Annotated in this window: 16 protein-coding genes; 9 read left to right on the top strand and 7 right to left on the bottom strand. The window is 67.1% G+C overall.

Features of this window, described 5'->3' with window-relative positions; translation table 11 throughout:
- Positions 1-115: 115 nt before the first annotated feature.
- A complete protein-coding gene (locus NVU01S_RS24925; protein ID WP_043679900.1) occupies positions 116-1765 on the bottom strand; it encodes an acyl-CoA synthetase in 1650 nt (549 codons plus the stop codon).
- Between the two features lie 60 nt (positions 1766-1825).
- Here NVU01S_RS24925 and NVU01S_RS24920 point away from each other — a divergent pair, with 60 nt between their 5' ends.
- Positions 1826-2608, top strand: coding sequence for a crotonase/enoyl-CoA hydratase family protein (locus NVU01S_RS24920; protein ID WP_052281263.1), 783 nt, complete (start codon positions 1826-1828; stop codon positions 2606-2608).
- Between the two features lie 54 nt (positions 2609-2662).
- On the opposite strand, the gene NVU01S_RS24915 is transcribed toward NVU01S_RS24920, so the two are convergent.
- The gene (locus tag NVU01S_RS24915) at positions 2663-3079 is read right to left on the bottom strand and encodes a VOC family protein (RefSeq protein ID WP_043679903.1); all 417 of its coding nucleotides are present in this window, start codon (positions 3077-3079) and stop codon (positions 2663-2665) included.
- Positions 3080-3263: 184 nt separating this feature from the next.
- Between NVU01S_RS24915 and NVU01S_RS24910 the strand changes: the two genes are divergently transcribed.
- Positions 3264-4262 carry a sigma-70 family RNA polymerase sigma factor gene (locus tag NVU01S_RS24910; protein WP_043679906.1) on the top strand — a complete coding sequence of 333 codons (999 nt, stop codon included), beginning with the start codon at positions 3264-3266 and terminating at the stop codon, positions 4260-4262.
- Between the two features lie 1107 nt (positions 4263-5369).
- Here the strand turns inward: NVU01S_RS24910 and NVU01S_RS24905 are convergent.
- A complete protein-coding gene (locus NVU01S_RS24905) occupies positions 5370-6926 on the bottom strand; it encodes an acyl-CoA synthetase (RefSeq protein ID WP_043683014.1) in 1557 nt (518 codons plus the stop codon).
- A gap of 22 nt (positions 6927-6948) precedes the next feature.
- Positions 6949-7986 carry an LLM class F420-dependent oxidoreductase gene (locus NVU01S_RS24900; RefSeq protein ID WP_043683017.1) on the bottom strand — a complete coding sequence of 346 codons (1038 nt, stop codon included), beginning with the start codon at positions 7984-7986 and terminating at the stop codon, positions 6949-6951.
- A gap of 149 nt (positions 7987-8135) precedes the next feature.
- Between NVU01S_RS24900 and NVU01S_RS24895 the strand changes: the two genes are divergently transcribed.
- Genes NVU01S_RS24895 through NVU01S_RS24875 form a run of 5 tightly spaced genes read left to right on the top strand, consistent with a single transcriptional unit; the run spans position 8136 to position 12630 of the window.
- Positions 8136-9104 carry a Zn-ribbon domain-containing OB-fold protein gene (locus NVU01S_RS24895; RefSeq protein WP_043683020.1) on the top strand — a complete coding sequence of 323 codons (969 nt, stop codon included), beginning with the start codon at positions 8136-8138 and terminating at the stop codon, positions 9102-9104.
- A gap of 10 nt (positions 9105-9114) precedes the next feature.
- On the top strand, positions 9115-10155 hold the full coding sequence (locus NVU01S_RS24890) for a thiolase family protein (protein WP_043683023.1): 1041 nt from the start codon (positions 9115-9117) through the stop codon (positions 10153-10155).
- Complete coding sequence (locus NVU01S_RS24885) at positions 10152-11318, top strand: thiolase family protein (RefSeq protein WP_014981400.1); 1167 nt, start codon at positions 10152-10154, stop codon at positions 11316-11318. Before NVU01S_RS24890 ends, NVU01S_RS24885 begins: the two co-directional genes overlap by 4 nt.
- Before the next feature lie 5 nt (positions 11319-11323).
- Positions 11324-12214, top strand: a complete 891-nt coding sequence (locus NVU01S_RS24880) for a TIGR03619 family F420-dependent LLM class oxidoreductase (protein ID WP_043683034.1) — start codon at positions 11324-11326, stop codon at positions 12212-12214.
- Positions 12211-12630, top strand: coding sequence for a nuclear transport factor 2 family protein (locus NVU01S_RS24875; RefSeq protein WP_029901845.1), 420 nt, complete (start codon positions 12211-12213; stop codon positions 12628-12630). Before NVU01S_RS24880 ends, NVU01S_RS24875 begins: the two co-directional genes overlap by 4 nt.
- Before the next feature lie 74 nt (positions 12631-12704).
- Here NVU01S_RS24875 and NVU01S_RS24870 read toward each other — a convergent pair whose 3' ends face one another.
- Positions 12705-13964, bottom strand: coding sequence for a cytochrome P450 (locus NVU01S_RS24870; RefSeq protein ID WP_043683026.1), 1260 nt, complete (start codon positions 13962-13964; stop codon positions 12705-12707).
- Positions 13965-14103: 139 nt separating this feature from the next.
- Here NVU01S_RS24870 and NVU01S_RS24865 point away from each other — a divergent pair, with 139 nt between their 5' ends.
- Positions 14104-15267 carry a steroid 3-ketoacyl-CoA thiolase gene (locus NVU01S_RS24865; protein ID WP_043683029.1) on the top strand — a complete coding sequence of 388 codons (1164 nt, stop codon included), beginning with the start codon at positions 14104-14106 and terminating at the stop codon, positions 15265-15267.
- Positions 15268-15629: 362 nt separating this feature from the next.
- Positions 15630-16046: a helix-turn-helix domain-containing protein gene (locus NVU01S_RS24860; RefSeq protein WP_011207048.1), complete on the top strand. Its 417-nt coding sequence runs from the start codon at positions 15630-15632 to the stop codon at positions 16044-16046.
- Between the two features lie 324 nt (positions 16047-16370).
- On the opposite strand, the gene NVU01S_RS24855 is transcribed toward NVU01S_RS24860, so the two are convergent.
- Positions 16371-17381, bottom strand: coding sequence for a hypothetical protein (locus NVU01S_RS24855; protein ID WP_043683031.1), 1011 nt, complete (start codon positions 17379-17381; stop codon positions 16371-16373).
- Positions 17378-17893 carry an ImmA/IrrE family metallo-endopeptidase gene (locus NVU01S_RS24850; protein WP_042256296.1) on the bottom strand — a complete coding sequence of 172 codons (516 nt, stop codon included), beginning with the start codon at positions 17891-17893 and terminating at the stop codon, positions 17378-17380. The genes NVU01S_RS24855 and NVU01S_RS24850 overlap by 4 nt, the downstream gene beginning before the upstream one ends.
- Positions 17894-17970: the final 77 nt, after the last annotated feature.

The raw sequence follows: 17970 nt of genomic DNA, 5'->3' as shown, positions 1-17970 counted from the left end.
AACCGCCCGCCGATCCCGGCGGGCCGTTCGCATTTGCACGGGCCCGAGTTACACGTGACGCAAACGCCGAGGGCCGCCACGGCATTCGTGGCGGCCCTCGGTATGCGTGCGCGGTCTACTTGGTACTTGCTTCTGCGTGTTCGTCGGCGGGGCGTTCGTCGGTTTGGGCTTTGGCCCAGCGGTAGTCGGGCTTGCCGGCGGGGTTGCGCTTGATCTGGTCGACGAACCAGAGGCTGCGGGGGAGTTTGTAGGGGGCGATCTCCTGGGTGAGGACGGGGCGCAGCTCCTCGAGGGTGGGGCGCTTGTCGCCGCGGCACTGGACGACGGCGGCGACCCGCTGGCCCCAGCGCTCGTCCTCGACGCCGACGACGAGGGCGTCGAAGACCTCGGGATGGCACTTCAGCGCGCCCTCGACCTCTTCGGGGTAGATCTTCTCGCCGCCGCTGTTGATGCTGACCGAGCCGCGGCCGAGCATGGTGACCGTGCCGTCCTCCTCGACCCGGGCGTAGTCGCCGGGGATCGAGTAGCGAATCCCGTTGAACTCCTTGAACGTTGCCGCGGTCTTGGCCTCGTCCTTGTAGTAGCCGACCGGGATGTGGCCCTTGCGCGCGATGAGCCCGACCTGCCCGGAGCCGGGCACCACCGGATTGCCGTCCTCGTCGAGCACCTCGGTGGCGGCGTCGATCTTCACCCGCGGACCACCGGTGTGGTTGGCGCCCTTGGCGATTACCGACAGCCCACCGAAACCGGTCTCCGAGGACCCGATGGAATCGGTGATCATCCGGTTCGGCAGCAGTTCGAGGAACTTGTCCTTGAGCGTCGGCGAGAACAGCGCAGCGCTGCTGGCGATCACGTACAGAGTCGAAAGATCGTAGGGCGCACCGGTTTCCGGGTTCCCCTCGAGCAGTGCGTCGACCATCGGCCGGGCCATCGCGTCGCCGGTGATGAAGATGAGGTTGATCTTGTGCCGGTCGATGTGCTGCCACACCCCGTGCCCGGTGAACTCGGGGATCATCACGGCCTTGCCACCGTCGAACAGGCTGTGGAAGGTCGCCGTCTGCGAGCCACCGTGGATCATCGGCGGAATCGGGAACCGCACCATCTGCGGGTTACCCGCGCCCTGCTTGGACTGATGCCACTCGTCCTGGACGTATTCGCCGCTGAGGAAGTTGATACCGCCGCCGAGCACCCGCCACCAGTCCTCGTGCCGCCACATCACACCCTTCGGCAGCCCCGTGGTGCCACCGGTGTAGAGCATGAAGATGTCGTCACCGGAGCGTTCACCGAAGTCACGCTCCCCCGACGCGGCGGCCAGCGCAGCCTCGTATTCGACCGAATCCGCTGCGGTCACGGTGCTGCCGGTCGTATCGTCGTCGACAACGATCACCGTCTTCAGCAGCGGCGTCTTCGGGAGCACCCCGGCCACCCGATCGCTGTAGCGGCGCTCGTGAATCAGCGCGACCATGTCCGAATTGTCGAAGATGTATTGCAACTCGTTCTCGACGTATCGGAAGTTCACGTTGACCATCACCGCCCGCGCCTTGAACACCGCGACCATGGCCTCGACGGCCTCGATCGTGTTGCGCGAGTAGATGCCCACCTTGTCGCCCGGCTGAACACCATGTTCGAGCAGGTAGTGAGCCAATTTGTTGGCGCGCTCCTCCAGCTGGGCGTAGGTGACCTCACGGCTGTCGTCCGCGAGCGCGACGCGGTCGGGCATCAGGTCGATGGCGTGTTCGACAAGGTCCGCTATGTTGTAGCTCACAGCCCTAAAATAGAACGTGTTACTGTTCCTGGCAAGGTTCGAAAGTCAGGAGATTCGCCGATGCCACACTGTCTCGTCGAGAAACGCGATCATGTCCTGATCGTCACGATGAATCGCCCCGAGGCGCGCAACGCGCTCTCGGCCGAAATGATGGCGATCATGCGGGACGCCTGGGACCAGGTGGACAACGATCCGGACATCCGGGTCGCGATCCTGACCGGTGCGGGCGGCGCGTTCTGCGCGGGCGCGGACCTGAAGGCGATGACCGCGCAGCATCCCGGCGATTCCTTCGCGGGCGGCGGCTGGGACCTGTCGAAGATCGAGGCGCTGCTGAAGGGCCGCAGACTCACCAAGCCGCTGATCGCGGCGGTCGAGGGCCCCGCCATCGCGGGCGGCACCGAGATCCTGCAGGGCACCGACATCCGGGTGGCCGGCGAAAGCGCGAAATTCGGTGTGTCCGAAGCCCGCTGGGGACTGTTCCCGCTCGGCGGGTCCGCCGTGCGACTGGTCCGCCAGATCCCCTACACCGTCGCCGCCGACATCCTGCTGACCGGCAGGCACGTCACCGCGGCCGAAGCGAAGGACATCGGCCTGATCGGGCACGTGGTCCCGGACGGCGGCGCGCTGGACAAAGCGCTCGAGCTCGCGGCCCAAATCGCCGCGAACGGTCCGCTCGCGGTGCAGGCCATCCTGCGCACCATCCGGGAAACCGAAGGCATGCACGAGGAAGCGGCATTCCAGATCGACGCGAAGCTCGGCATGGCGGTGTTCAAATCCACCGATGCCAAGGAAGGTCCGAAGGCCTTCGCCGAAAAACGCAAGCCGACCTTCACCGGTAGCTGAAAAGAGCACGCCCCCGGCGCCTTTCGGCGACCAGGGGGCGCTTCCGCAACGGATTCAGCCGACCGGGTAGTCCATCCAGAACGGCTCCCACTGGTGACCGTCGGGGTCGATGAACGTGCGGCTGTACATGCCGACCTGTTCTTCTTGCGCCCGCTTCTCCGCGTTGACCTCTTCGGTGCCGCCCGCGGCCAGCGCCGCGCCGATGTAGGAGTCCACCTCGGCGACGCTGGTCAGCGCCAAACTGTAAGAGGCGCCGATTCTTTCGGTGGTTTCGGCCACCGGGCGACGACAGAACGTGGTGAAAAACTGTCTGGTCAGCAACATGATGCAGATGTTGTCGTAGATCACGATGCACGCCGCGTTGTCGTCGGTGAACTCCTGATTGACCTTCCAGCCGAGCGCCTCGTAGAACTTCTTCGACCGATCCAGATCGGCGACGGGGAAGTTGAGAAAAATCATCCGGCTGCTCATGTGTCGGTCCCTTTTCGTAGTCCGCCTGTTTTCTGCGCATCTATGCAGACGACGCGCACGGCCGGAACTCATCGCTGAGCGGGCGATGTGACCGGGCACACGGCCCGGTTCGGCGATCTTGAAAACGCAGGTAGCGGACTTTTGGGTCTGGGATGTGTCGGTGGGCTGTGGCAGGGTGACATCCATGAACGACTTGTCCGGCCATACCGCCGGCCTCGCTCCCGACGTCCTCGAATCCTTCGAGAAGCACCGCCGGGAATTGTGCGCTTACGCCTACCGCATGCTCGGCTCCTCCTTCGAGGCCGAAGACGCGGTCCAGGAGACCTTCACCCGCGCGTGGAAGTCCTACGACTCGTTCGAGGGTCGCGCGAGCCTGCGCTCCTGGCTGTATCGGATCACCACCAATGTCTGCCTGGACATGCTCGACGGCCCGCAGCGGCGGGCCAGGCCGATGGACCTGTCCGGTCCGTCGCGACCGGACTCGCCCCTACCCGCGCCCCAGCCGGACTACGTCTGGATCGAGCCGATCCCGAACGCCCTGGCCTTCGGCGCCGACCCGGCCGACCACGCCTCGGCCAAGGACACCCTGCGGCTGGCCTTCGTCGCCGCCTGCCAGCACCTGCCCGCCACCCAGCGCGCCATCCTGATCATGCGCGAGGTGCTGCGGTTCTCCGCCAACGAGACCGCTGAGGCCCTCACCATGTCGCCCGCGTCGGTCAACAGCGCGCTGCAGCGGGCCAGGGCGACCATGTCCAAGGTGCAGCCGACCACCTCGGACAACTACGACGAGTCCGACGACGACCAGCGCAAGCTGGTCGACAACTTCGTCAAGGCCTTCGAGGCCTACGACATGGACACCCTGACCTCGCTGCTGAAAACCGATGTGGCGCTGTCCATGCCGCCGATCGAGCTGTGGATCTCCGGCCCGGAGAACGTGGTCGCGTTCATGCTCGGCCACGGCAGCGGTTGCCGCGACTCCCGGATGATCCGCCTCGAGGGCGCCAACGGTCACCCCGCCTTCGGCCACTACAAGCCGAGCGGCGAGCCCGGCGTCTGGGTGCCCTGGTCGATCACGGTCCTGGAACTCGACGGCGACACCATCTCCGGCCTCAACTTCTTCCTCGACACCGAAAAACTGTTCCCGCTGTTCGGGCTGGCTCCGGAACTGCGGGAAGCGGTGTAGGTTCCGCCCCGCCGCTCCCGGAAGGGTATGGGGCAGACGGCGTTGCGCCCAGCCCGTTGCGGGCTGGGATTGCGCCTGCGCGCGAGCGGGTACGGCCCGTGCGCCGCACATGTCTTCGCGCACCGCACATGCCTTCGCGTGCCGCACATGCCTTCGCGTGCCGCACACGTCTTCGCGCGCCGCGCGGGTTCACGGGTGCCACGCGATGAACTTGCCGTGCGACACCGGGAGGGTCATGAAGACGCGCGCGGGAGCAATCCGTTGACACCAGCAGGCCTCCCCAGGCACCGACCCGACACTGCCCCGCGCACGTTTTCGCGCCACGCACGACGACTTGCCGAGGGACACACCGGGAGGCTGACGAAAACGCGCGCGGGAGCGCTCCATTAGCACCAGCAGCCCCCGCCGGACACCCACCCGACGCCGCCGCGCATGTTTTTCGCACCCCGCGCACGTTTTCGCGCCCCGCGCGACGACTTGCCGAGCGACACACCGGGAGGCTGACGAAAACGCGCGCGGGAGCAACCCGTTAGCCGCGGCGGGCGCCACCTGGCACCCGCCCGACGCAACGCTGCGCAGGTCTTCGCCCCCCGCGCACGTTTCGCACCGCGCACGACGACTTGCCGGGCGACACACCGGAACGCTGACGAAGACGCGCGCGGGGAGCAGTCCGTTTGTCCCAGCATGCCTCTCCGGGCACCCGCCCGGCTCTGCCGCGCACGTTTTCGCGCCCCGCGCGACGACTTGCCGGGCAACGCGCCCGAAGGCTGGCGAAAACGTGGGCGCGACGCCCAAACTGCCGCACCGGGTCTCGCCTGCGCCGTGCTGCGCCGCGCACGTTTCGCGTTCCGCGCTCGTTCTCGCACCGCGCGCGACGGCTTGCCGGACGACACACCGGAAGAGCCGCGGAGACGCGCGAGGGGACGTTCCGTTTGCACCTGCAGCCCCGCGGGGCACGCGTGCGATGCTGCGCCGCGCGGAATCTCGCGTGCCGCACGGAATCTCGCGTGCCACGCGTTTCTCGCGTGCCGCGCGGGTTCTCGCGTGCCGCGCGGGTCCTCGCATGGCCAGACGACGCGACAGGCGGAGGGCGCGGGGGCGGGTCCGCTAGGTGGCGGGTACGTAGCGGTCGCGGAGTTTGCGCTTGTAGAGCTTGCCGTTGGGGTCGCGGGGGAGTTCGGGGAGGTAGTCGATTGATTTGGGCATCTTGTATTTGGCGAGTTGGGTGGCGGCGAAGGCCAAGAGTTCGGTGGTGAGGGCGTCGTCGCCTTCGACGCCGGGAGCGGGCTGGACGACGGCTTTGACCTCGGCGCCCCAGTCGGGGTGCGGGATGCCGAAGACGGCGACGTCGGCGACCTTGGGGTGGGTGACGAGCACGTTCTCGATCTCGGCGGGATAGATGTTCACACCGCCGGACAGGATCAGGTCGGAGCGACGGTCGTGCAGGTAGAGGTAGCCGTCCTCGTCGAGGTGGCCGATGTCGCCGACGGTGAACAGGTCACCGACGCGCGAGTCCTCGGTCTTGGCCTTGTCGTGGTGGTATTCGAAACTCGAAGCGCCCATGCGCATGTAGACGAGGCCGGGTTCCCCGGTGGGCACCTCGGTGCCGTCCTCCTCGCTGAGCACCTTGATCACCGACCAGGGCCAGGCCTTGCCGACCGAACCGGGCTTGCGCAGCCAGTCGGTGCCGTTGATCACCGTGCCGCCGCCCTCGGTGGCCGCGTAGTACTCGGTGACCGTCGGACCCCACCAGTCCAGCATCTGCCGCTTGGTTTCCTGCGGACAGGGGGCCGCGCCGTGCACCATGCTGCGCAGGGAGGAGACGTCGTATTTGGCGCGCACCGCCTCGGGCAGGGCGAGCAGCCGATGGAACTGGGTGGGCACCATGTGACTGTGCGTCACCCGGTACCGGTCGATGAGCCGCAGCATTTCCTCGGCTTCCCACCGATCCATCAGAACGAGCTTGTGCCCCAACTGGATCGAGATGGTCGCGAAGTTCAGCACGGCCGTGTGATAGAGCGGCGAGCCACAGATGTGCACGTGCTCGTCGTACGGCGCGAGTTCGAACAATCCGAAGAAGGCCGTCGTATGCGGCGGCACGACATCCGGGTCGGCGCCGGTGAGCGGGCGGCGAACGCCCTTGGGCCGCCCGGTGGTACCGGAGGTGTAGAGCATCGGCGCGCCGGTGCTGCGGTCGGACGGCCGTCCGGTGTCGGCGGCGCCGAGCCAGGCCACCGACCGGAACCCTTCGATCTCGCCGACCGAAAAGCGCGCCGTGGCAGGCAGTTTCGCCTCATCGGCCGCGGCGGTCGCGGTGGCGGCGAAGCGGTCGCTGGCCAAGAACGCCTTCGCCTCGCTGTCCTGGAGGATGTAGGCGACCTCGGGGCCGGTCAGGTGCCAGTTCACCGCGACGATGTACAGCCCGGCCTGATACGCCGCGAAGTACGCGGCGACCGCCTCCGTGCAGTTGTGCACCATGCTGACCAGCACGTCACCGGTTTCCAGGCCGAGCCCGCGCAGGCCGGTGGCGTATCGGTCGGCGAGCGTGGCCAATTCGCGATACGTCACCTCCCGGCCCGCCGGATCGACCAAGGCGATGCGATCCGGTTCGGCTTCGGCGATGTTCCACAGACCGAGAATTTTCGTTGACTCCTGCGCCGTCATCTTTATGAATCTAGAACGTGTTCTACATATCGACAAGGGGGGCGAGCCGACGTAATTGCTCGGCATCCGCCGCGGACACCAGCATCATGGTGACCCCGGCCGCCTCCCACACCTTCAGTTGTTCACGCACATGCGCCTCGTCGCCGATGATCGCGGTATCGAGAATCATTTCGTCCGGCACGACGGCGGCCGCCTCGGCCTTTTTGCCCGCCTGAAACAGCCGGCCGATCTCGTCGACCTCGCGTTCGTAGCCCATCCGGCGGTAGACCTGCGCGTGGAAATTCTGTTCCGGCGCGCCCATCCCGCCGATGTAGAGCGACATGACCCAGCGCATCCGCTCGAGTTCGCTCGCGGCGTCGTCGGTGATCACCACCTGACAACTCGCGGCGATCTCGAAGTCCGCCCGCGACCGGCGCGCACCGGCCCGGGCGAAGCCCTCGTCGAGCCAGTCGTTGTACATGTTCGCCAGCCGCGGCGCGTAGTAGATCGCGAGCCAGCCGTCGGCGATCTCCGCGGTGAGCGCGACGTTCTTCGGCCCTTCGGCACCGAGCCAGATCGGCAGATCCGCACGTAGCGGGTGCACGATCGGCTTGAGCGGCTTGCCGAGCCCGGTCGCCCCCGGGCCGGTGTAGGGCAGCGGGTAGTTCGGCCCGTCGTTGGTCACCGGCGCCGCCCGCTCCAGAATGCGCCGGATGATCCCGACATATTCGCGGGTCCGCTGCAGCGGTTTGGCGAACGGCTGGCCGTACCAGCCCTCGACGACCTGCGGGCCGGATACGCCGAGCCCGAGCACGGCCCGGCCGCCGCTGAGGTGATCCAGGGTCAGCGCGTGCATCGCGGTCGCGGCCGGGGTGCGCGCCGACATCTGCACGACGGACGTGCCGAGCCGGACCCGCTGCGTGGCCGAACCCCACCAGGTCAGCGGGCCGAACGCATCCGAGCCCCACGATTCCGCGGCGAACACGGCATCGAAACCCGCCGCCTCCGCCGCCAGCACCAACTCCCCCGCGTGCTGCGGCGGCTGCGCCATCCAGTACCCGAGTTGCAATCCGAACTTCATGCTCGACCCTTCCGACCGACCTCCGAGCCGTTTGCACAGCCCGTCACCGACACCGCATCTTGCCAGCAGAATAAGAACCTGTTCTACTCGACATTGTGACTCAGGGGAATACCGCATCCGGCGTAATCGCGGATGAGAGAGGGTCGGATTTGAACACCACCGCACCTGATGTACTCAGTGCGCCCCTAAGGGTGCAATTCGACTACACCCGGTCCGTCGGACCGACGATCGGCAAGTTCTTGACCGCCCTGCGCGACCGCAAGATCGTCGGTGTGCGCGGCACGGACGGCCGGGTGCTGGTGCCGCCGCCCGAGTACGACCCGGTCAGCGCGGAGCCGCTCACCGATTTCGTCGACGTGGCCGCGGTCGGCACCGTCGCATCGTGGACCTGGGTGCGCGAACCGCTGCCCGGCCAGCCGTTCGACCGCCCGTTCGCCTGGGCGTTGATCCAGCTGGACGGCGCGGACACCACACTGCTGCACGCCGTCGATGTCGCGGCGCCGGGGGACATCCGGACCGGCATGCGGGTTGCCGTCCGATGGGCCGCCGAGACCAGCGGCAGCATCCATGACATCGCCTGCTTCGTCCCGGGCGAACAACCGGAAGCGACCACCGCGGCGACCGAGACAGGCGGCGAGCCGATCTCGGTCATCACCACGCCCGTCGATCTCAGCTATAAGCACACCGCGTCGCCGCAGGAGACCGTCTACCTGCGCGGACTCGCCGAAGGCAAGCTGCTCGGCGGGCGCACCGACGCCGCGGGCAAGGTGTACTTCCCGCCGCGCGGCGCCAATCCGACCGACGGCAGGCCGACCGACCAGACCGTCGAACTGCCCGACCGCGGCACCGTCACCACGTTCTGCATCGTGAACGTGCCGTTCCTCGGCCAGCGGATCAAGCCGCCCTATGTCGCGGCGTACGTGCTGCTCGACGGCGCCGACATCCCGGTGCTGCACCTCGTACTCGGTTGCGAGGCAAGCGAAGTGCGGATGGGCATGCGGGTGGAGGCGGTGTGGAAGCCGCGCGAGCAGTGGGGCTTCGGGCTCGAGAACGTGGACCACTTCCGCCCCACCGGCGAGCCGGATGCCGACTACGAGACCTACAAGCACCACCTCTGAGAGGCCCACGTTGACTGACCACGGAACGGACATCGCGGTCGTGGGCTTCGCCCATGCGCCGCACGTGCCGGAGACCTTCGGCACCACCAATGGCGTCGAGATGCTGGTGCCCTGCTTCCAGCAGCTCTACAGCCGGCTCGGGATCACCAAGTCCGATATCGGCTTCTGGTGCTCCGGCTCCTCGGATTATCTTGCCGGACGCGCATTTTCGTTCATCTCGGCGATCGACGCGATCGGCGCGGTGCCGCCGATCAACGAGTCCCATGTGGAGATGGACGCGGCTTGGGCGCTGTACGAGGCGTGGGTGAAACTGCGTTCGGGACAGGCGGAGACCGCGCTGGTGTACGGCTTCGGCAAGTCCTCGGCCGGCACGCTGCGCCAGGTGCTCACCATGCAGCTGGACCCGTACCTGGTGACACCGCTCTGGCCGGACGCCTGGTCGATCGCGGGTTTGCAGGCCCGGGCGGGCCTGGACGCGGGCCGTTGGACCGAGCAGGACATGGCCGCGGTCGCCGCGGCAAATGACGGCGACGTCGAAAGTCTGCTCGGCACACCGTATGTCGCCGATCCGCTGCGTGCCCACGACATCGCGCCGGTCACCGACGGCGCGGCGGCCATTGTGCTCGCGGTCGGTGACCGCGCGCGCGAACTGTGCGAGCGGCCCGCCTGGATCACCGGTATGGCGCATCGGGTGGACACGCCGAATCTCGGCGCCCGCGACCTCACCGTCTCCCCCTCGACCGCGGCTGCGGCACAGGCGGTTACCGGCGGCGACACCGGCGGATTCGATATCGCGGAGCTGCACGCGCCGTTCAGCCATCAGCAGCTGATCCTCACCGAGGCGATCGGCCTGAAGAACGGGACCAGGGTGAATCCGTCGGGTGGCGCGCTCGCCGCGAATCCGATGTTCGCCGCCGGGCTCGAACGGATCGGCTTCGCGGCCGAGGCGATCATGGGCGGCACCGCGAATCGCGCACTCGCCCATGCCACCAGCGGCCCCGCGCTGCAGCAGAACCTTGTGACAGTCCTGGATTCGGAGGCGAGCCGATGACCAATCCCGCTGCGGTGCTCGGCACCGGCCAAACCCATCACGTGACGAAAAGAACCGATGTATCGATGGCGGGCATGTGCCGCGAGGCCATCGACCGCGCGCTGGTCGACGCGGGCCTGACCATCGCCGATATCGATGCCGTGGTGGTCGGCAAGGCACCGGATCTGTTCGAGGGCGTCATGATGCCCGAGCTGTATCTCGCGGATGCGTTGGGCGCCACCGGAAAACCGCTGTTGCGCGTGCATACCGCGGGCTCGGTCGGCGGCTCCACCGGCGTGGTCGCGGCCAACCTGGTGCAGGCCGGCGTGCACAAGCGTGTGCTCGCGATCGCCTGGGAGAAGCAGTCGGAGTCCAATGCCATGTGGGCACTGTCGATTCCGGTGCCGTTCACCATGCCGGTCGGCGCGGGCGCGGGCGGCTACTTCGCCCCGCACGTGCGCTCCTACATCCGGCGCTCGAACGCGCCGAGCCACATCGGCGCGATGGTCGCGGTCAAGGATCGCCGCAACGGCGCGAAAAACCCACTCGCCCACCTCAAGCAGCCCGATATCACGCTCGAATCCGTGCTGGCGTCGCAAATGCTCTGGGACCCCATTCGTTTCGACGAGACCTGCCCGTCTTCGGACGGCGCCTGCGCCATCGTGATCGGCGACGAGGAAGCGGCGACCGCGGTGGAGGCGACCGGCAAGAAGGTGGCCTGGGTGCACGGCACCGCGATGCGCACCGAGCCGACCACCTTCGCCGGACGCGATCAGGTGAACCCGCAGGCCGGTCAGGACGCGGCGGCCGCACTCTGGCAGGCCGCGGGAATCACCGACCCGCTCAACGAGATCGACGTCGCGGAGATCTACGTGCCGTTCTCCTGGTTCGAGCCGATGTGGCTGGAGAACCTCGGCTTCGTGCCGCAGGGCGACGGCTGGAAACTCACCGACAAGGGCGAAACCGAGATCGGTGGCATTCTGCCGGTCAACCCGTCCGGCGGCGTGCTCTCCTCGAACCCGATCGGCGCGTCCGGGCTCATCCGGTTCGCCGAGGCAGCCAAGCAGGTCATGGGCCGCGCCGGTGCGTACCAGGTGGAAGGCGCCCGCAAGGCCGTCGGCCATGCCTACGGCGGTGGCTCCCAGTACTTCTCGCTCTGGGTCGTCGGCTCGGAGCGGCGATGAGCCCACTGCAGTTCACCCTCGGCATCGCGCTCAGTCCGCTGGAGCAGCTGCCGGAACTCGCGAAAACCGCTGAGGAGTGCGGCTTCTCGTCGATCGCACTGCCGGACTCGCTGTTCTACATGAAGTCCGCGGCGGCGAAGTACCCCTACACCGCCGACGGGAGCAGGTTCTGGGGACCGGAGACACCCTGGGTCGACCCGCTGATCGGGGCGACCGCGATGGCCATGGCGACGACCCGGATCCGCTTCTACACCAACGTGCTCAAGCTCGGCTCCCGCAACCCGCTGCTGCTGGCACGCCAGGTGGGGTCGGTGGCGGCCATGTCCGGCAACCGGTTCGGCTTCGGTGTCGGCATCGGCTGGGCGCCGGAGGAATTCGAGTGGTGCGGCGTGCCGTACGCGCGCCGCGGGGCCCGGGTCGACGAGATGATCGAGGTCATCAAGCTGGTGCTGGGCGGCGGCATGGTCGAATACCACGGCGAATTCTTCGATTTCGATCCGTTGCAGGTCAGCCCGGCGCCCACCGAGCCGGTGCCGTTCTATATCGGCGGGCACACGGAGGCGGCACTGCGCCGGGCGGCGCGGGTCGGCGACGGATGGGCCTCGGCGATGATGACCTACGACGAGCTGCGCCGGACCATCGGCAAACTCGACGCCCTGCGTGCCGAATTCGGCCGGGGCGCCGAACCGTTCGAGATCCAGGCGGTATGCGTCGACCGGTACGGCCGGTCGGGCTATCAGGACCTGGCCGATGCCGGCGTCACCGATGCGATCGTGGTGCCGTGGCTGATGGACGGCATCGGCTTCGACGGCGAACTCGCCGCCAAACAGGACTCGCTGCGCCGATTCGCCGCGGCGCATATCGAGGACCCGATCGTCGCGGAGGTACCGGCATGACCACCACCACCGACCATCCCGCCCGCACCGCCGGGCTCGCGTCGCAGGCCGCGGTGCGCGCCCGGGACAAGGCGGCCTGGGTCGCCCTGTTCGCCGAGGACGGCATCGTCGAAGATCCCATCGGCCCTTCCGGTTTCGACCCGGAAGGCAAGGGTCACCGCGGTAAGGAAGCGATCGCGGCGTTCTGGGACAAGGCGATCGCGCAGACCACTTCGATCGAGTTCCTGTTCGGTGACTCGTTCGCGTGCGGCAACGAGATCGCGTTCACCGGCACCATCCGCAGCACGCTCGGCGGCCATCGGATCGACGCCGACGGGGTGTTCACCTACCGGGTGGACGAGACCGGCAAAATCGCCGCGCTGCGCGCGTTTTGGGAGGTCGACCGCGCCATGGCGACCGCGAAGAAGATCGACTGACAGACCGACCGGCGAAAGGCCCTCGGACCGGAGTGGGGACTACCGGGCCGAGGGCCTTTGTGGTTTCGGTGCGCTCAGTGCGCGACCGGGCAGCTCTTGTAGTCCACCGGGAATTCCTTGATCCCGTTGAGCCAGCCGGAACGCAGCCGCTTCGGGTCGCCGAGCTTGGTGATGTCCGGCAGATGATCGGCGATGGCGTTGAAGATCAGGTCCACCTCGAGCCGGGCCAGGTTCGCGCCGATACAGAAGTGCGCGCCGGTGCCGCCGAAGGACAAGTGCTGGTTGTCCTTTCGCAGGATGTCGAACTTCTCCGGCTCGTCGAAGACGTCCTCGTCGAAATTGGCCGAGCGGTACAGCATGACGACCCGGTCACCCTTCTTGATCTGCACGCCGCCGAGCTCGGTGTCTTCCAGCGCGGTCCGCTGGAAGGAGGTGACCGGCGTGGCCCACCGGATGATCTCGTCGGCGGCGGTGGCCGGGCGCTCCTTCTTGAACAGCTCCCACTGCTCGGGGTGCTCCATGAAGGCGTTCATGCCGTGCGTGATGGCGTTGCGGGTGGTCTCGTTGCCCGCGACGGCCAGCATGATGACGAAGAAGCCGAACTCTTCCTCGCTCAGCTTGTCGCCGTCGACGTCGGCCTCGATCAGCGTGGTGACGAGGTCGTTGGCCGGGCATTCCTTGCGCGCGGCGGCCATTTGGTATGCGTAGCCGAGGATTTCGGCCGAGGCCATGACCGGGTCCGCGTCGTTGTCCGGGTCGTCGTATCCGGTCATGTCGTTGGACCAAGTGAAGACCTTCATCCGATCTTCCTGCGGCACCCCGATCAACTCGGCGATCGCCTGCAACGGCAGTTCACACGCGATCTGGGTGACGAAGTCGCCGCTACCGGATTCGGCCGCGGCCTTGACGATCGATTCGGCCCGCGCCGAAAGTTCCGCGCGCAGACCGTTAATCGCACGCGGGGTGAAGCCCCGGGAGATGATCTTGCGCAGCTTGGTGTGCTCCGGCGCGTCCTTGTTGATCAGCACGAAGCGCTGTAGTTCGATCTGCTCGCGGGTGATGTCGTCGTTGAAGCGCGGGATCGCGGTGTTCTCGTAGGTGGAGAACACCTCGCTGCGCCGGGACACCTCTTTGACATCGGCGTGCTTGCTCACCACCCAGAAGCCCTCGTCATGGAAGCCACTGACCTCGGCCGGTTGCGGATTCCACCAGACCGGGGCGGTTCGGCGCAGTTCGGCGAACTCCTCGACCGGGACTCGTTCGGCATAGATGCCGGGGTCTGTGACGTCGAATCCGTCCGGCAGATTCGGCCGGACATTCCGAGGGTCTACCACCAGATGTCTCCTTCGACAAACTGAAACACGTTCTATAATCATTGAAGCATAGGCGGCAGTATCAGGAAAGAAACCGGACAGAACCGCCAGAAACATCCCTGAACTCGTTACAGTTTCTGTCCCATACGAAAGGTTGGACATGGGCACACCCGTCATCGTCGAGGCCGCGCGCACCCCTATCGGCAAGCGCGGCGGCTGGCTGTCCGGCCTACACGCCGCGGAACTGCTCGGCCTCGCGCAGCGCGGGCTGCTGGAACGCGCCCACCTGGACCCGGCACAGGTCGAGCAGGTGATCGGCGGCTGCGTCACCCAGGCGGGCGAACAGTCCAACAACGTGACCCGCGTCGCGTGGCTGCACGCCGGACTGCCGTGGCAGGTCGGCGCGACCACCATCGACACCCAGTGCGGTTCGGCCCAGCAGGCCAACCATCTCGTCGCCGGGCTCATCGCCACCGGGGCGATCGATGTCGGCATCGCCTGCGGCGTCGAGGCGATGAGCCGAGTTCCGCTGGGCGCCAACGTCGGCGAGCACGCGGGCGCACGCAGGCCGGCCTCCTGGAACATCGACCTGCCCAACCAGTTCGAAGCGGCCGAGCGGATTGCCAAGCGCCGCGGCATCACTCGCGCCGACGTCGACGAGTTCGGCGCGCGCTCACAGCGCCTGGCCGGCCAGGCCTGGGCCGAGGGCCGCTTCGACCGCGAGGTGCTCACGATCACCGCTCCGGCGGTGGACAAGGAAGGCAACGCGACCGGCGAGAAACTGGACGTGTCGCGCGACCAGGGTCTGCGGGAGACGACAGTCGAGGGACTGGCCAAGCTGAAGCCGGTACTCGAGGGCGGCGTCCACACCGCGGGCAGCTCCTCGCAGATCTCCGACGGCGCCGCCGCGGTCCTGCTGATGGACGAACAGGCGGCGCAGCGAGCGGGCCTGCGGCCGCGGGCGCGGATCGTCACCCAGGCCCTGGTCGGCTCCGAGCCCGAGTTCCACCTCGACGGACCGGTGCAGGCCTGCTCGCGCCTGCTGGAACGTTCCGGGATGAGCATCGGCGACATCGACCTGTTCGAGATCAACGAGGCCTTCGCCTCGGTCGCGCTCTCCTGGGCTTCGGTGCACCGGCCGGACCTGGATCGGGTCAACGTCAACGGCGGCGCGATCGCGCTGGGACATCCGGTCGGTTCGACCGGATCCCGGCTGATCACAACGGCTTTGCACGAGCTGGAGCGCACCGGCAACAGCACCGCGATGGTGCTGATGTGTGCCGGTGGCGCATTGGCGACAGGCACGATCATCGAGCGTCTATAGGGTGTTCAACTCCACGAAACGGGTTTGTTGAACGTTCATCCCCCAGGCTCGAAAACGTGTCGTACGCCACACATGAGTGAGCTTCGTCAACTAGATGAGACGTCAGCTATCTTTCCGCTATCATGGGTGTCGCGGGGAAGACCTCCAGGACGGGCCAGAACCGGTCCGTACCTCGGCTTCTCGAGAGCCGTTGGGGTGACCCGCAAACGCAACGGTCCCAGTACCTTCGCCCAACCGGCACCTAGAAGCTTCAAGGAAATCCGGAATCAGGCGTAGGTTTTCAGTTACTGAGCCGCTAATATCAATGATACGTATCCGAGATAACGACTGTTAGTACAGCGAAGGGAATTGGGCGGCTCACAATGGCTGATTTCGCGGCGCGGCTGAACAAGCTGTTCGAAACCGTGCATCCCCCGGGGCGTAAGCCGCACACCAACGCGGAGGTTGCGGCTGCGCTGACGGCCTCCGGACATCCGATCTCGAAACCGTACCTGTCGCAGTTGCGGTCGGGACAACGGACGAACCCGTCCGATGAGACGGTGGCCGCCCTGGCGAAGTTCTTCAAGGTCAAGCCGGACTACTTCTTCAACGACATCTATGCCGCCAAGATCGATCACGATCTGGAGTTGCTGTCCCAGCTGCAGGGCTACGGACTGCGACGGCTGTCGAGTAGAGCGTTCGACCTGTCCGAAGAATCACAGAACCTCCTCACCTCCATGGCGGAGAAGTTGCGGGCAAGTGAAGGCTTGCCCGAAATTCCTCCGGATGGAACCGAATAGGTTCACTTGCACGAAGCACAGTGCGGCCCCACGGGTCGCACTGTGCTGTGTTATGCGTTCACACCCTGGACAATGCATGATGGCGCGCCCCGGGTAATAGGGGCTTGCCCTGTCAAGGGTGCTTGCGGTATCCGATCACGCGCGCGTGCGGACCCGCATTCGACTATCTCGGAACAGACTGCCGCACCGGTTATCCCGGACCCCTGATTTTGTGCATGCTTCGATAAGTCAGCGTTCACCGGGCAGAACTCGACCCGGGGCCCGCAACGCGGATCCCGGGGTGTCTACGGGTGCACCAAATACCGGCGGAACAGACCGCTCAGCTCAATTTCGGGCGTGCTCCAGGCTTGTCGCGTCATATGCCCGCGCGATGGCCTGGACCCAGCCACGCGGACTAATGCCCTCCGGCGGAGCAATCCACCGCGCATCGATTGCCACGTCGCCCAAAGGGTTTCTCGCCCACTCCGCCACCGTGCCCGCCCGCTCCGCGATCGACCGCGGCGGCGGGGCCACCGCGGCGAGCACCACGCCGCCGCCGGACTGCAGATACAGCGCGTCCATGATCTGGGCCACTTGATCGGAAGCACGTAGCTGAGTCGAGGTACCGGTCTGGTCGTGCGCGACGACTTCGGGGAAGCGCCCGACCATGATCTTGTGCAACAGCCGGATCTGGCGCAGCAGCACCCGGGCTCGCACCCAGAGCTCCACCACGATCCAGACCGCGCCGAACGCGATCAGCAGACTCGCTGCCTCCCAGGCCGGCCACGCCCAGGTCGGATTCCCCGGCGCGACCCGCGGCACATGGTCGAACGCGCGCCGAACCTGCAGCACCGCAAGCACTGCGACGACCGCGGTGCCCGTGGTGTAGATCGCGATACCGCGGCCGAGCGTGGTCCAGTCGAGGTTGCGCAGACCGGTGATGACGATGAACACCGCGCCGAACGCGACCACCTCCCAGCCGAAGGTGAACGACCACGCGATGGTCGCGGCCACCGCGAACAGGCCGAGGCTGTAGATCACCAGCGCGACCTGGCGCAGGTTTCGGCGCGACACCACCGGCCAAGCCGCCGAAGCCACCACCGAGGTGGCCGTCACGAAGGCGATCCACGCGGACACCACGACACCGTCGGAAAGCCAGCCGGCGTGCACGCCACCCGGCAGCAGGTTGTCGATCGCGACCGCGATCTCCGGCACCGCCACGGTTGCGGCCAGCGCAACGGCGGCGACCGCGATCACGATGGCCACCCGGGCCGTCGTGGCCGGCTTCACCAGCACGCGCCCCACCCGGGCGCCTGCCGCCATCCAGACCAGCAGTGCCGTCAACCAGAGGGTCATCCCAGCGCCTCATCGAATCGAAGGACCGAGACGCCTGCGCCTCGGCTGTTGAACACCCGGAGCCGGGTCATCAGCATGGCGGCGAAGGTCTCCGCCTCCCACTCGGCGAGCTCGTCCGCGCCGTCGTCGACGATCTGCTGGTGCGCCCGCTGACTCAGCATGTAGGCGATCAGGTCGTCGCTGGCCTCGAGCGTCACCTCGGGCGCGGGTGCGCCCTCGTGATCGAACACGATGTGGCCGAGCTCGTGCGCGAGCGTGTGCTCGCGGCTCGGCAGCGATTCGGCCAGCACGATCACGTCCCGATCGGGATAGAACCGGCGCTGACCGCACACGCCGGGCCCCAAATGCGCACTGGCGATTTCGATTTCGCGCCGCCGCTCGCTCGCGATGGCGAGCACGACCTCGTCCAACGTGGTGGCGTCGGAGTCCGCCGCCACCGCGCACACAGCATCGACGGCCGCGGCCACCCGACGGTAAGACCGCGAACTGCTCTGAGTCTTCGAGTCACTCATGCCTGCACCTCGCTGCCGCTCGGTTCCGGCATGCGCGACGCACGCTGTGACACGATTCGTTCGCTCCGCTCACTCAT

The organism is Nocardia vulneris (assembly GCF_001613425.1).
Taxonomy (GTDB): Bacteria; Actinomycetota; Actinomycetes; order Mycobacteriales; family Mycobacteriaceae; genus Nocardia; species Nocardia vulneris.
This window is presented reverse-complemented; position numbering and strand designations above follow the sequence as displayed.